Annotated in this window: 13 protein-coding genes; 4 read left to right on the top strand and 9 right to left on the bottom strand. The window is 75.4% G+C overall.

The window, feature by feature from the left end; genetic code table 11:
- The first annotated feature begins 5 nt into the window (after positions 1 to 5).
- Both K7640_RS04335 and K7640_RS04330 read left to right on the top strand, forming a co-directional pair.
- Complete coding sequence (locus K7640_RS04335) at positions 6 to 485, top strand: YbjN domain-containing protein (protein ID WP_222953372.1); 480 nt, start codon at positions 6 to 8, stop codon at positions 483 to 485.
- On the top strand, positions 482 to 2,077 hold the full coding sequence (locus K7640_RS04330; protein ID WP_222953371.1) for a YbjN domain-containing protein: 1,596 nt from the start codon (positions 482 to 484) through the stop codon (positions 2,075 to 2,077). The genes K7640_RS04335 and K7640_RS04330 overlap by 4 nt, the downstream gene beginning before the upstream one ends.
- Positions 2,078 to 2,819: 742 nt before the next feature.
- Here the strand turns inward: K7640_RS04330 and K7640_RS04325 are convergent.
- The 6 genes from K7640_RS04325 to K7640_RS04300 all read right to left on the bottom strand — a co-directional run bounded on the left by K7640_RS04325 (position 2,820) and on the right by K7640_RS04300 (position 9,996).
- Positions 2,820 to 4,394 carry a S1 family peptidase gene (locus K7640_RS04325; protein WP_222953370.1) on the bottom strand — a complete coding sequence of 525 codons (1,575 nt, stop codon included), beginning with the start codon at positions 4,392 to 4,394 and terminating at the stop codon, positions 2,820 to 2,822.
- A 174-nt stretch (positions 4,395 to 4,568) separates the two neighbouring features.
- Entirely contained in the window at positions 4,569 to 6,257 is a 1,689-nt protein-coding gene (locus K7640_RS04320) for a ribonuclease J (protein ID WP_222953369.1), read from the bottom strand.
- Between the two features lie 52 nt (positions 6,258 to 6,309).
- Positions 6,310 to 7,236 (bottom strand): 4-hydroxy-tetrahydrodipicolinate synthase, encoded by a 927-nt coding sequence (dapA, locus tag K7640_RS04315; RefSeq protein ID WP_222953368.1) that lies wholly within the window; start codon positions 7,234 to 7,236, stop codon positions 6,310 to 6,312.
- A gap of 52 nt (positions 7,237 to 7,288) precedes the next feature.
- Positions 7,289 to 8,026, bottom strand: coding sequence for an FAD-dependent thymidylate synthase (gene thyX / locus K7640_RS04310; protein ID WP_222953718.1), 738 nt, complete (start codon positions 8,024 to 8,026; stop codon positions 7,289 to 7,291).
- A 94-nt stretch (positions 8,027 to 8,120) separates the two neighbouring features.
- Positions 8,121 to 8,777: a DUF2752 domain-containing protein gene (locus K7640_RS04305; RefSeq protein WP_374198050.1), complete on the bottom strand. Its 657-nt coding sequence runs from the start codon at positions 8,775 to 8,777 to the stop codon at positions 8,121 to 8,123.
- Complete coding sequence (locus tag K7640_RS04300) at positions 8,767 to 9,996, bottom strand: winged helix-turn-helix domain-containing protein (protein ID WP_222953366.1); 1,230 nt, start codon at positions 9,994 to 9,996, stop codon at positions 8,767 to 8,769. The genes K7640_RS04305 and K7640_RS04300 overlap by 11 nt, the downstream gene beginning before the upstream one ends.
- Before the next feature lie 40 nt (positions 9,997 to 10,036).
- On the opposite strand from K7640_RS04300, the gene K7640_RS04295 reads away from it, so the two are divergent.
- Positions 10,037 to 10,627, top strand: coding sequence for a GNAT family N-acetyltransferase (locus tag K7640_RS04295; protein WP_255608026.1), 591 nt, complete (start codon positions 10,037 to 10,039; stop codon positions 10,625 to 10,627).
- On the opposite strand, the gene K7640_RS04290 is transcribed toward K7640_RS04295, so the two are convergent.
- The gene (locus tag K7640_RS04290; RefSeq protein WP_222953716.1) at positions 10,526 to 11,824 is read right to left on the bottom strand and encodes a glycosyltransferase 87 family protein; all 1,299 of its coding nucleotides are present in this window, start codon (positions 11,822 to 11,824) and stop codon (positions 10,526 to 10,528) included. The genes K7640_RS04295 and K7640_RS04290 overlap by 102 nt on opposite strands.
- Positions 11,825 to 11,859: 35 nt before the next feature.
- On the opposite strand from K7640_RS04290, the gene K7640_RS04285 reads away from it, so the two are divergent.
- The gene (locus tag K7640_RS04285) at positions 11,860 to 12,441 is read left to right on the top strand and encodes a GNAT family N-acetyltransferase (protein WP_222953365.1); all 582 of its coding nucleotides are present in this window, start codon (positions 11,860 to 11,862) and stop codon (positions 12,439 to 12,441) included.
- Between the two features lie 23 nt (positions 12,442 to 12,464).
- On the opposite strand, the gene K7640_RS04280 is transcribed toward K7640_RS04285, so the two are convergent.
- Together K7640_RS04280 and K7640_RS04275 are read right to left on the bottom strand one after the other, a co-directional pair.
- Positions 12,465 to 12,878, bottom strand: coding sequence for a type II toxin-antitoxin system VapC family toxin (locus K7640_RS04280; RefSeq protein WP_222953364.1), 414 nt, complete (start codon positions 12,876 to 12,878; stop codon positions 12,465 to 12,467).
- On the bottom strand, positions 12,860 to 13,114 hold the full coding sequence (locus K7640_RS04275) for a hypothetical protein (RefSeq protein WP_222953363.1): 255 nt from the start codon (positions 13,112 to 13,114) through the stop codon (positions 12,860 to 12,862). Before K7640_RS04275 ends, K7640_RS04280 begins: the two co-directional genes overlap by 19 nt.
- Positions 13,115 to 13,160: the final 46 nt, after the last annotated feature.

Here is a 13,160-nt window from a genome sequence, read left to right as displayed (position 1 = left end):
GCCCGATGGCCTCTCCGGAGTTCGAGGACGGTCCCGACGGCCCGCTGGCCGGGCCGGTCCAGGCCCTGCGTCCACTGACCCGGGAGCTGCTCACCGCCGTGCTCGGGGCCCGGGGACACCTGGTGACGACCGACGCCGACGGTGACCTGGTGGGCCGCTGGGACGACAGCCTGATCTGGTTCCTGCGCCTCGGCGAGGCCGGTGAGCTGCTCCAGGTCCGCGCCGTGGCCGCCGCGGCCTTCCCGATCGAACGGGTCCCCGACCTGTACGCGTTCTGCAACGCCTGGAACCACGACCGGCTCTGGCCCAAGGCGTACGTGCACGTCGGCGACGACGGCCGGGCGGTGGTCTGCGGTGAGACCGTCACCGACCTGGAGGCCGGGGTGACGGCGCACCAGCTCGGCCAGTTGCTGGACCGGGGCGTCACCGCCGGCTGCCAGCTGGCCGCGGCGGTCGACGGGCTGCCGGGCGGGACCCGCCCGTGATCCCGCCCCGCGACCGGGGACCGGTCGAGGCACTCGCCGACGCCCGCGACCAGCCGGACGGGCCGGCCCGGCAGGCCGCGCTGGAGCGCCTCGCCACCCGGGCCGACGCGCAGGGCGACGCGCGTACCGCCCTGGCGGCCCGGCTCGCACTGATCGAGACCCACCTGCACCACGGCGAGTGGTGGCGGCTGCCCGACCTGGTACGCCGCTGCCTGACGGCCGTCGACCGGGCGCCCGGGCTGCTGGGCGACGCGCCCGCCGACGCCGGCACGCTGCGCCGCTACCAGCGGTACGCGATCGAGGGCGCGTTCGGCAGCCCGCGCGCCGGCCTGGACGCGGCCCGGTCCCTGCTGGACGACCTGGCCCGGCGCTCCGAGCCGGACTCCGCGCTGGTCGCCGAGCTGCGCTGCCGGCTCGCCGACCACCTCGGCGACGAGCCGACCGCCCGGCGCGAGTACGCCCGCTGGCGGCGGCACCGCTCGGGCGCCGCACGGCTGCCCACCGACCCGAACCGAGCGGCCGGCGAACCGGCCGGCGGCTGCCCGGCCTGTGGACTGGTCCGCCAGGCGCAACTGGTGGCGGGCTGGGGTGACCCGGCCGGTGCGCTGGACACGCTGCGGCCGGTGCTCGACGGGGAGCTGTCCTGCACCGACCAGCCCGAGCAGGCCCTGGCGGTGGGGCTGCTGCCGTGGCTGCGTGCCGGCGCGGCGGATCAGGCGGCGCGGGCCCACGTCCGGGCGTACCGGCGGCATCGGCGGGAGCGGGCCGGGCTGCCGCACCTCGCCGCCCACCTGCGGTTCTGCGCGCTCGGCGGGCACCTGGAGCGGGGGTTGGACATCCTCGCCGAGCAGTTGCCCCGGCTGGCCGACAGCCCCGACGACCTGGTGGCGATGGAGTTCGCCGCGGCCGGCGCGCTGCTCTGCGGGCTGGCGGTCGAGGCGGGCCTGGGCGGGCGACCGGTGCCGGGAGCCGGCGCGCGGCGGGGCGTCGACGTGGCCACGCTCGGCGCCGAGCTGGCGGCCCGGGCCACCCGGCTGGCCGGCAGCTTCGACGCCCGCAACGGCACCGGCCACCAGTCCGGACGGATCGCCGCCTGGCTGGCCGCCCGGCCGCTCGCCGCCCCGGTGCCGCTGCCCGCCGAGAATCCGGCCGGGGACCTGCGCCCGGACGAGGAGCCGGACGAGCCGGCCGGGGTGACGCCGCTGAGCCTGGCGATGATCGGCGCCGCGCTGGACCGCCGGGGCGACGACTGGACCTCCGACGGCGGGACCGTGACCGGGCGGTGGGGGGCGGCGACGATCCGGTTCCGGCCAGCCGGCCCGGGCGGGGAGGTGCTGCACGCCCGGGTGGTCGCCGACCGGCGGCTGGCCGCCGCGCGGCGGGCCGAGGCGTACGCGTTCTGCAACGCCTGGAACCACGACCGGCTGCTGCCCAAGGCGTACGTGCACGAGCACGACGGCGAGCTGGTGCTGGCCGGTGACGTCACCGTCGACCTGGCGTACGGGGTGGCGCCGGCCCAGTTGGCCGTGCTGCTCACCGCCGCCGTCACCACCGGAACGGGCTACGCGGAGGCGGTCGCCGCGCTGCCCTGAGCGGGACCCGTCCGCCGGCCGGGCGGCAGGGTTGCGGTGACCGGACGCACCGCCTCCGGGGTGCCTGGCCCCGCGTCCGTCGGCTCGGGCGGGTGGCTGTCGGGCGGAGGGCTGTCGGGCGCGGGGCTGCCGGGCGCGGGGCTGCCGGGCGCGGGGCCGCCGGGCGGGTCATCGCCGGGACCGGGGGGGTGCTCCTCGCGCCCTACCAACTTGATGTCGTGAACGAATCACTCGCTGGCTCGGTTGCGCCGGTTTGCGGCAAAGAACGGGGTCGGTGATTCGTTTGTGAGGTCAAGTTGGTAGGGCGCGGACGAGGGTCGGCCGGCTCCTGGCCGGCGCGCCCGCCGCCGGCCGGCATTCCGAGCCGGCGGGCTCAGCGGCGGCTCAGTGGCCTTCCAGGCCGTGGCCCGCGATGGGGCGAGCCTTCCCGGACCCTGGACCCGCGATGGGGCGAGCCTTCCCGGACCGTGGCCCCGCGGTGGGGCGGGCCTTCCCGGACCGTGGCCCCGCGGTGGGGCGGGCCTTCCCGGACCGTGGCCCCGCGGTGGGGCGGGCCTTCCCGGGCCGGCGGGTCTCGCGCCCGGCCCGGCTCGGGGCCAGTGCCGCCGCAGCCGGCCGGCCCTCCGGGCCAGCGCACCCCGGGGCGGGGCGACTTCACATCGTCGTGCGGTCACCCGACCAGCCCTCCGCGGCGCGGCCCCGCCCCGGGCGATGGGGAACGGGGCCGCGGTCCGCAGCCGGGTCAGCCGGCGGAGAACGCCAGGGTGTACGCGCCCGCGCCGGCCAGCCCGACCACCCGGTAGCGGTAGGCGCCGGCCGGGACGTCGGCGGTCAGCCGGGCCGGGCCGGCGCTGGTGTCGGCGCGGGCGACGGTCCGGAACGAGCTGCCGGTGAAGCGTTGCAGCTCCACCTCGGCCAGCACGCCGTCCGGCGCGGAGACGCAGGCCCGCAGGCCGCCGCCGGAGGTCCGGAAGAATCGGCCGTCCGGCTGGACCTGCACCCGTCCGGCGGCGATCCGGCCGGACCGGCTCACCTGGCCGGTGCATTCGGCCGCGTCGCCGGCCGGCGGGGTGCTGGCGGCCGGCGGGGTGCTGGCGGCCGGCGGGGCGGTGGCTCCACCGCCAGCCGGCGGGTCGGCGGGCGGGGCCTGGCCGGCCGCGGTGACCAGGGTGAGGTTGTTGCGCTGGAGGATCTCGGTGACCGGCTGGAAGAACGTCACCCCGCCGCGGGTGCAGTCACCCGAGCCGCCCGAGGTGACCCCCTGCGCCTGGTCGCCGGAGAGCCAGGCGCCGCCCGAGTCGCCCGGCTCGGCGCAGACGTTCGTGCGGGTCAGCCCGGTGACCGTGCCCTCCGGGTAGTTGACCGTGGCGTTCTTCGCCTGGATCACCCCGCACCGGGTGCCGGTGGTCGAGCCGGACCGGCAGACCGACGCGCCGACCGGCGCCTCGGTGGCCCCGTTCACCGGCACCGTGCCGCCGTTGAAGTCGTTCACCACGCCCTGCGGCGTCCAGTCGCCGTTGACCTCGACCACGGCCCAGTCGTCGCCGGGGAAGGACGACGCACGGAAGGTGCCCTGGGCGACCCGGTTCGCCCCGGTGGTGCGGTCCCCCGGCCGGCCGCAGTGCCCGGCGGTGACGAAGCCGCCGACCACCGAGAAGCCGACCGAGCACCGGCCGGCGTTGTTGATGAAGTACGCGTCGCCGCCGCGCACGTCGAACAGCAGCCGGGGCGCCTCCGTGGAGGGCGCCACCCGGACGGCGTCGCCGGATCCGCCGCCCGCCGCGGCGAACCGGCGGCCCGACGACTCGGCGCCCGGCCGGGCCAGCACCACCACCGCGTTGTCGGCCACGTCGACGTACCAGCCGGCCACGTCGGGGCTGGCCGTCGCGCCCGCCGCGTCGAGCCGGCGCTTGATCGCGTCCAACTCGGCCACCCCACGGGCCACCTGCCGGGGCACTGCCCCGGCGGCCCGTACCCGCTCCGCCCCGGCCGCGTCGGTCACCGCGACGGTGAGGGTGGCGCCGTCGTCGCCGAGCCAGCTCCCCCCGTAGCCGGCGCCGAGTTCGGCGCGCAGCTTCCCGACCGTGCCGGCCGCCCACCGTTCCCGGGCCAGCCGGCGCACCGCCTGCTCCCGGGTCAGCGACAGGTCACGCCGCAGCGCCGCCACCACCTCGGGGGCGTCCTCGGCGACCGCGCCGGCCCGGTCACCGGCCGGCGGCGCGGCGCGCTCACCGGCGAAGGTCGGCAGGGTCACCGCCGCCGTCAGTCCCGCCGCCGCCAGTACGACGCCGATGGCTGTCATCCGTCTGCGGTCCATCCGCCACGCTCCTCCCGGCCCGCGCGGGCACGCCGGCCGGACCGGAGTACGGAGACGGACGCCGATCGGTTGAGCAGGGGCCGGCGGTTTCGGCGGAGCGTGTCGGGGCGTACCCGGAAAGCGACGACGCCGGCCCACCGCGGACGGTGGACCGGCGTGCGCGGCGGTGGAAGGTCAGACCTCGACGACCGTCGGGACGATCATCGGCCGCCGCCGGTACTTGTCGTTGACCCAACGTCCCACGGTGCGCCGGACGATCTGCTGGAGCTGGTGCGGGTCGGTGATGCCGTCCGCGGCGGCCCGGTTGAGCGCCTCGGTGACCAGCGGGACCACCGGGTTGAACGCCTCCGGGTCCTCGGAGAAGCCCTTCGCCGAGACGGTCGGGCCGCCGACCACCTTGCCGGTGACCGAGTCGACCACCACGGTGGTGGCGATGAAGCCGCCGTCGCCGAGGATGCGCCGCTCGGTCAGCAGCGACTCGCTGACGTCGCCGACGGCGAGCCCGTCGACGTAGACGTAGCGGCTCTTCACGTGCCCGACCAGGCTGGCCCGGCCCTCGACCAGGTCGACCACGTCGCCGTCCTCGCACAGCACCACCCGGTCCGCGGCGACGCCGGACTCGATGCCGAGCCGGGCGTGCGCGCGCAGGTGCCGCCACTCGCCGTGCACCGGCATCAGGTTGCTCGGCCGGGTCACGTTGAGCAGGTAGAGCAGCTCCCCCGCCGGGGCGTGCCCGGAGACGTGCACCTTGGCCACGTCCTTGTGCACCACCACCGCGCCGGCCCGGGCCAGCCGGTTGATCACCCGGTAGACCGAGGTCTCGTTGCCGGGGACCAGCGAGCTGGCCAGCACCACGGTGTCGCCGGGGGCGATGGTGATGTGCCGGTGGTCGCCGCTGGCCATCCGGCCCAGGGCGCTCATCGGCTCGCCCTGCGAGCCGGTGGACATCAGCACGATCTGCTCGGGCGGGAGGGTGGTGGCCTCCTCGATCCCGATCACCAGGCCCGGCGGGATGTTCAGCAGGCCCAGGTCACGCGCGATGCCCATGTTGCGGACCATCGACCGGCCGATCAGGGCGACCTTGCGGCCGTGCTCGACCGCCGAGTCGAAGACCTGCTGCACCCGGTGCACGTGCGAGGCGAACGAGGCGACGATGATCCGCCCCTTGGCCTTCGCGAAGATCGAGTCGAGCACCGGCCCGATCTCCCGCTCCGGGGTGACGAAGCCGGGGATCTCCGCGTTCGTCGAGTCCGACAGCAGCAGGTCGACGCCCTCGGCGCCGAGCCGGGCGAAGCCGGCCAGGTCGGTGATCCGGCCGTCCAGCGGGAGCTGGTCCATCTTGAAGTCGCCGGTGTGCAGCACCAGGCCGGCCCCGGTCCGGATGGCCACCGCGAGGGCGTCCGGGATCGAGTGGTTGACCGCGAAGAACTCGCACTCGAACGGGCCGAGCCGCTCCCGGCCGCCCTCCCGGACGGTCAGCGTGTACGGCTGGATCCGCCGCTCGGCCAGCTTCGCCTCGACCAGGGCCAGGGTGAACTGGGAGCCGACCAGCGGGATGTCCGGTTTGTGGGCGAGCAGGTACGGTACGGCGCCGATGTGGTCCTCGTGCCCATGGGTGAGCACGATCGCCTGCACGTCGCCGAGCCGGTCCAGGATCGGCCCGAAGTCGGGCAGGATCAGGTCCACGCCGGGCTGCTCGACGTCGGGGAAGAGCACCCCGCAGTCGACGATCAGCAGCTTGCCGTCGTATTCGAAGACGGTCATGTTCCGGCCGATGGCGCCGAGTCCGCCGAGCGGAATGATCCGCAGGCCGCCCTCCGGCAGCGGCGGGGGAAGTTCACCCTCGAAGTGCGCCTCGGTCACGCGTCCACCTCATTCTGCGACGCCGTCACCCGGCGTCCGTCGTGTCGTTTGATCATTCAGGAAGTGCCAGGCCCGCCGCGGCGCAGTCGGCGCGCAGCTGGGCCAGTTCGTCCGCGGTGGCGTCCACCAGGGGCGGGCGCACCGGGCCGGACGGCAGCCCGTGGGCGGCCAGTCCCGCCTTCACCAGGATGATGCCCTGGGTGCGGAAGATGCCGGTGTACAGCGGCAGCAGCCGCTGGTGCAGGGCCAGCGCACCGGCCATGTCGCCGACCTCGTACGCCTCGATCATCCGCAGGGTGTCCAGGCCGCTGAAGTGGGTGGAGGTGCCCACCACGCCGACCGCGCCGACCGCCAGCAGCGGCAGGGTCAGCGAATCCTCGCCGCTGTAGACCGCCAGGTCGCTGCGGCTGGTCACCCAGGAGGTCGCGGTCAGGTCGCCCTTGGCGTCCTTGAGCGCGACGATCCGGTCGTGCTCGGCCAGGCGCACCAGGGTGTCGGTGGCGATGGCCACCCCGGACCGGCCGGGGATGTCGTACAGCATGATCGGCAGCCCGGCGGCGTCGGCCACGGCCGTGAAGTGCCGCAGCAACCCGCTCTGCGGCGGCTTGTTGTAATACGGAGTCACCACCAGCAGCCCGTGCGCGCCGGCCTTCTCGGCGGCGGCGGCCAGCTCGATGGTGTGCCGGGTGTCGTTGGTGCCCACCCCGGCCACCACCTGCGCGCGGTCCCCGACCGCCTCCACCACCGTACGGATCAGGCGCTCCTTCTCCGCGTCGGTGGTGGTGGGCGACTCGCCGGTGGTGCCGTTGACGACCAGCGCGTCGTTGCCCTGCTCGTCGACGAGGTGGGCGGCGAGCCGGGCGGCGCCGTCGAGGTCGAGCGAACCGTCGGCCGTGAACGGGGTCGCCATCGCCGTGATCACTCGTCCGAACGGACGCGACACGCCTCGTTGCGAAGCGGCAGGGTGGTCGTGCGTCATGTCATCAACCTAGCGGACGACCGTCGGGCGGCCGGTGGGGAAGGTTCAGGAGTCACTCGGCGTGCGGGCTGGCCGCGACCTCGGTGCCGTCGGGCAGCTTGCTGATCACGAAGTCGGCGAAGACGTTCGGCGCCACGCGTGAGAGCTGACGCAGGCACTCCACGGCCAGCTCGCGGATCTCCACGTCGGCGTGCTCGGTGGCGCGCATCTTGACGAAGTGCCGCCAGGCCCGATAGTTGCCGGTGACCACGATCCGGGTCTCGGTGGCGTTGGGCAGCACCGCCCGGGCCGCCTGCCGGGCCTGCTTGCGGCGCAGCGTCGGGTTGGGCTCGTCGGTGAACCGGGCCTCCAGGCCCGCCAGCAGCTCGGTGTACGCCCGGACCGCCGCCTCGGTCGCCTCGACGAACTTCTTGTGCAGCTCCGGGTCGTCGGCGATCACCCCCGGCTCGACCATCGCCGCGTCCCGCTCCGGCACGTACCGCTGGGAGAGCTGGGAGTACGAGAAGTGCCGGTGCCGGATCAGCTCGTGGGTGAAGGACCGGGAGACGCCGGAGAAGTAGAAGGTCACCGAGCCGTGCTCCAGCACCGACAGGTGGCCGACGTCGAGAATGTGCGCCAGGTAGCCGGCGTTCGTCGCGGTCGCCGGGTTGGGCTTCTTCCAGGACTGGTAGCAGGCCCGGCCGGCGAACTCGGCGAGGGCCTGACCGCCCTCGGCGTCGGTCGACCACGGCACCTCGTCGGGTGCCTCGAACTGGGTCCACGCGATCAGCTTGACCTGGGGCTGCACCATCTCCGGCATTCCTGCGACTGTAGTGGCCGGTGGGCCCGAGGCGAAACCTGGGCGCGCCGCCGTGAACGCGCCCACGTCCGCCTCGGGGCGGATGTCAGACGTAGAGGGCGGTGAACGGGGCCCAGGGCAGGTTGCGGGCCACCGAGAAGACCAGCCACCCGACCAGGAAGCCGGCGATCACCCGGTTGTCGAGCCGCAGTTGCGGCAGCCGCCAGCCGAACGCCTGCTTTCCGGCCCAGGCCACGAAGAGGTAGGCCAGGAAGGGCAGCGCGAAGACGAAGACGAAGTGGTGCCGCGCGGCGGCCGGCAGGTCGGCGTGCAGCACGTACCAGAGGGCGCGGGTGCCGCCGCAGCCCGGGCAGTCCAGCCCGGTGGTGAGCTTGAGCAGGCAGCTCGGCGCCGCGTCCGGGTCGCTGCGGGTGGGGTCGCTGAGCAGGGCGTACGCCATGCCCATGCCGACGCAGGCGAGCGCGCCCAGCGGCAGCGCCCAGCGCGGCGCGCGGTCGTGCAGCCGGAGCACGAACCGGGTGAACCGGTCCGGCTCGGGGGCCGGATACGGGTAGGACCAGGCGGGCGGCGGGGGCTGACCCGCCTCGGCCGTCCAGGCCCCGGCCGGCTGACCGGCCCCGACCGGCGCCGGCTGGCCCGCCTCGGCCGGGCCGGGCTGCCCCGGCTCGGGCGACCACGCCGGCGGCTGCTCCTGCCCGGGGGCGGCGGGCCGGTCAACGCTCGTCACGCGCTCACCGTACACCCGCCACGCCCGCCAGGGCGGCGGCCAGCGGGACCGCCAGATCCCCGGCCGCCGGCGGGGCGACCGCGTCCAGGCCCAGCCAGCCGGCGAGCCGGTACAGCTCGGCGGCGAGCGCCACGGCGGTCTCCCCCGGGTCGGCGCCCGGCTCCACCCAGGCGGCCGGCACCAGCAGCACGCCGGCCTTCCGGTCGGCCTTCAGGTCGACCCGGGCGGTGAACCGGTCACCCTGCAGGAACGGCAGCACGTAGTAGCCGTGCACCCGCTGCGGGGCCGGCACGTAGATCTCGATCCGGTAGCTGAAGCCGAACAGCCGCTCGGTGCGGGACCGTTCCCAGACCACCGGGTCGAACGGGCTGACCAGGGTGTTGCCGCGCACCCAGCGGGGCAGCCGGGCGTCGGCGTGCAGGTACGCCGGCTGCCGCCAGCCCGCGACGGTGACCGGGGTCAGCTCGCCCGCCTCGACCAGCTCGGCGATCGCCCGGCGCGCACCGGCCAGCGGCAGCCGGAAGTAGTCGCGCAGCTCCACCTCGGCCGCCACCCCGAGCGAGCGGGCGGCGAGCGCGACCAGGGCGCGGTGCGCGTCGGCCTCGGTCGGGGTGGGCGCGTCGAGCACGGCCGGCGGCAGCACCCGCTCCGGCAGGTCGTAGCGGCGGGCGAAGGAGGTGGTGCGCTCGGCGGCGGTCACCTCGCCGGCCCAGAACAGGTATTCCAGCGCCCGCTTGACCGCCGACCAGTTCCAGCCCCAGTTGCCGGTCTCCCGGGGCGCGTCGTGCTCGATCTCGGCGGCGGTCAGCGGCCCCCGGGCGGCCACCTCGTCGCGGACCCAGGCCACCAGCTCCGGCTGCTCCTGGGCGATCCGGCGCATCCCGCCCCAGGCCTCGTCCCGGGCCCGGGCCATCCGCCAGCGCAGCGCCGGGTGCAGCCCGACCGGCACCAGCGACGCCTCGTGCCCCCAGTATTCGAAGAGCTCGCGGGGGCGGCGGTAGGCGGCGGTGTCCAGCAGCGCGGTCGGGTAGGGGCCGAGCCGGCTGTAGAGCGGCAGGTAGTGCGCCCGTTGCAGGACGTTCACCGAGTCCATCTGGATCAGCCCGACCCGGTCCAGCACCCGGCGCAGGTGCCGGCGGGTGGGCGCGCCGGTGGGCGCCGGGTCCGCGAAGCCCTGGGCGGCCAGCGCCACCCGCCGGGCCTGGGCCAACGACAGCGATTCCGGTACGGCCATGGTCGGGCACCCTAATCCATCGGTACGACGCCGGAGCGGGATGCTGGACCGCACGGCCATCGAGGCATACAACGGACAGATGCTCAGCATCCGCCACGAGGAGCCGGACGACGCGGAGGCGGTCGCCCGCGTGCACATCCACGGCTGGCAGGCCGGCTACGCCGGGATCATGCCGGACGAGGTGCTGCGCCGGCTCAACCCGCTGGCCTGGGCGCAGCGCCGGCGGGACCTGGGCACCGCCGACCCGGAGCACCCGTTCACCACTCTGCTCGCCGAGGCCGACGGGGCGGTGGTCGGCTTCGCCACGTTCGGGCCGTACCGCAACAACCAGGACCGCGACGACCTGGACCTGACCCGGGGCGAGATCGTGGGGCTGTTCGTCGAGCCGGCGTACTGGGGCGCGGGGGCCGGGCCGGCGCTGCTGGCCCGGGCCCGGACCGGACTGGCCGGCCAGGGCTGGACCGACTACCGGGTCTGGGTGCTGGCGGCGGCCCACCGGGCCCGGCGGTTCTTCCAGCGGGCCGGGCTGTCACCCGACGGCGAGCGGTCCACCTATCCGGTGCCGCTGGCCGGCGGTCGGCCCCCGGTCGGCCTGGTCGAGCTGCGCTACGCCGGCCGGCTCGACGGTTGACGGGCCACCGGGCGCGGCCGGGCCGGACCGCGCCCGCTCCGGACGCACCGGCAGCAGCAGGAGCAGTGCGATGCTGACCCAGACGTAGGCGTTGCTGCCCAGGAAGCCGCCCAGGCCGGCGAAGTCCTCCTCCCAGGCCCAGACGATCCGGCTGATCAGCAGGGCGTACGCGACGGCGGCGAAGGCCAGCAGGGCGCGCCGGCGGCGGCTGCCCGCCGGGGCGGCCGTCGCGTCGTCCACCAGCAGGATCAGCGCGGGGATCAGCCAGACCAGGTGGTGCACCCAGGTCACCGGGCTGACCAGGCACATCAGCACGCCGGTGAGGGCGAAGCCGGCGGCCTCGTCGCCGGCCGCCACGGCGGTGCGGGACCGGCGGGCCCAGATCGCCAGCGCGCCGAGCACCAGCGCCAGCCAGAGCAAGGTGCTGGGATGCTCCGGGGCGAGCCGGGCCACCATCCCGCGCAGCGACTGGTTGGAGATGAACGCCAGCTCGCCGACCCGGTCGGTGTTCCACAGCGCGGCGGTCCAGAACTCGCGGGAGGCGTCCGGGAAGAGGGCGCCGGCGAGCAGCGTCGCCGCGGCGGCGGTGACGGTGGCGGTGCCCGCCGCCCACCAGCGCCGGGTGACCACCAGGTAGACGATGAAGATGCCCGGGGTCAGCTTGATCGCGGTGGCCAGGCCGACGCCCACCCCGGCCCACCGGCTGCCCCGGGGCAGCAGCCGCAGCAGGTCCGCGCCGACCAGGAACAGCAGCAGCATGTTGACCTGGCCGAAGTTGACCGTCTCGCGCATCGGCTCGAACGCGGCGGCCAGGCAGAGCGCCACCGCGAGGGCGAACCAGCGGGCCCACCCCTGCCGGCGGGCGATCGGGTCGACCAGCCACCAGATCAGCACGACGCTGACCACCACGCTGGCGGCCACGCTCACCGTCACCGCCACCGGCCAGGACAGGTACGCCATCGGCAGCATGACCAGGGCGGCGAACGGCGGGTAGGTGAAGCCGTACTGGGTCATCGGCTTGAGGTAGTCGTAGATCTGGCCGCCGTCGTGCGTCCAGTAGCGCAGTGCGCCGTAGTAGACCCGCAGGTCGAAGAAGCCGTGCCGGGCGGCGAAGACCCCGACGAACCAGGCCACCGCGGCGGCGAGCGCGGCCACGGCGACGACCTGCCGGAACGTCCGCGCGGCACCCTGCGACACCACCGTCTTCACCGCCCTGCGTAGGCTCACGTGTCATGGCTTCGGGGTACGTCCGCCCGGCGCGTCCCGAGGACGCCGGCGAAATCGCACGCATCCAGCTCGCGACCTGGCGGGTCGCCTATCGCCGGATCCTGCCCCGGCACGTGCTCGACAACCTGGACGAGGGGTGGCTCGCCCGGCGGTGGAGCGCCGCGGTGCAGGAGCCGCCCTCGGGCGCCCACCGGGTGCTGGTCGCCGTCGAGCAGGCCGAGCAATCCTATCTGGTGGGGTTCATCGCGGCCGGTCCGGCCGACGAGGAGGCACTCGCCCCGGGCGAGCCGGCGGAGGCGCTGGGGGCGGGCACGGTGGCGGTGACCGACCTGCTCGTCGAGCCCCGCTGGGGCCGGCGCGGGCACGGCAGCCGGCTGCTGGCCGCCGCCGTCGACCACTGGCGCACCGACGGCCTCACCCGCGCGCTGGCCTGGACGTTCGACGGCGACGAGGCGACCCGGAAGTTCCTCACCGGCACCGGCTGGGAGCCGGACGGCGCGGCCCGGGCGCTGGACGTCGACGACATGCTCGTGCCCCAGGTCCGCTGGCACGTGGCGGTCCCCACCGAGCCACCCGCCGCCGACTGAGCCCGTACGCCCCGCGCCGGTGCTCAGGTGGCGAGCAGCCGGATCTCGCAGCGCACGCCGCTGACCTTGGCGAGCCGGCCGTCCCCGGTGACGAGCGGACAACCGAGCAACTCCGCCGCCGCCACGTACGCCGCGTCGTACGCGGTGACGTTGCCACGCAACTGCCACATTCGGTCCACCAACAGCGGCACACCGACCTCGTCGATGACGAGCGAGGGAAGCGCGTCGACGGCCTCCTGGGCTCGGGCGAGGCCGGGTTTCCGGCCGAGGGACTTGCCCCTGATCACCGACAGCACCCCGACCAGGAGATGGCTCGGCGCGGCCCAGTGCGGGTCGGCGCTCAGCTCCACCCGCGCCGCGTCACCCATCGGCCCGTCGTCGACCAGGGCGTCCGCCAGCACGGACGCGTCGACGACGATCACGCGGCGTCCCCCCACGACCCGCGCTGCTCACGCTGCTCCGCCACCTCGGCGGCGGTCTCGCCCGGCAGGGAACGCGCGCCGTCCGACCGCCCGGCGAACCGATCGAAAACCGCGGTGTTGCGCAGGCGCCGGGCCTGGGTCTCCACCAACTCCAGCAGGTACGCCTGGAGCGACTGCCCGCGCGCCTTGGCCTGGGCCGCCAGGGCGTCCCGTACCTCCTCGGGCACGTCGCGAATCTGAAGCGCAACCATGCATTCATGATGCATGCGGCGGTCGCCCGTCGGCGCCGGAACAGTC

The sequence above is a fragment of the Micromonospora sp. PLK6-60 genome, from assembly GCF_019890675.1.
Classification (GTDB): domain Bacteria; phylum Actinomycetota; class Actinomycetes; order Mycobacteriales; family Micromonosporaceae; genus Micromonospora.
The sequence above is the reverse complement of the archived record's forward strand: the minus strand, read 5'-3'. Positions and strand labels throughout refer to the sequence as shown.

Coding starts and splice junctions, on each gene's coding strand:
- K7640_RS04335 (WP_222953372.1), top strand. CDS start 6: ATGGCCTCTCCGGAGTTCGAGGACGGTCCCGACGGCCCGCTGGCCGGG.
- K7640_RS04325 (WP_222953370.1), bottom strand. CDS start 4,394: ATGGACCGCAGACGGATGACAGCCATCGGCGTCGTACTGGCGGCGGCG.
- dapA (WP_222953368.1), bottom strand. CDS start 7,236: ATGACGCACGACCACCCTGCCGCTTCGCAACGAGGCGTGTCGCGTCCG.
- thyX (WP_222953718.1), bottom strand. CDS start 8,026: ATGGTGCAGCCCCAGGTCAAGCTGATCGCGTGGACCCAGTTCGAGGCA.
- K7640_RS04300 (WP_222953366.1), bottom strand. CDS start 9,996: ATGGCCGTACCGGAATCGCTGTCGTTGGCCCAGGCCCGGCGGGTGGCG.
- K7640_RS04295 (WP_255608026.1), top strand. CDS start 10,037: ATGCTGGACCGCACGGCCATCGAGGCATACAACGGACAGATGCTCAGC.
- K7640_RS04285 (WP_222953365.1), top strand. CDS start 11,860: ATGGCTTCGGGGTACGTCCGCCCGGCGCGTCCCGAGGACGCCGGCGAA.
- K7640_RS04275 (WP_222953363.1), bottom strand. CDS start 13,114: ATGGTTGCGCTTCAGATTCGCGACGTGCCCGAGGAGGTACGGGACGCC.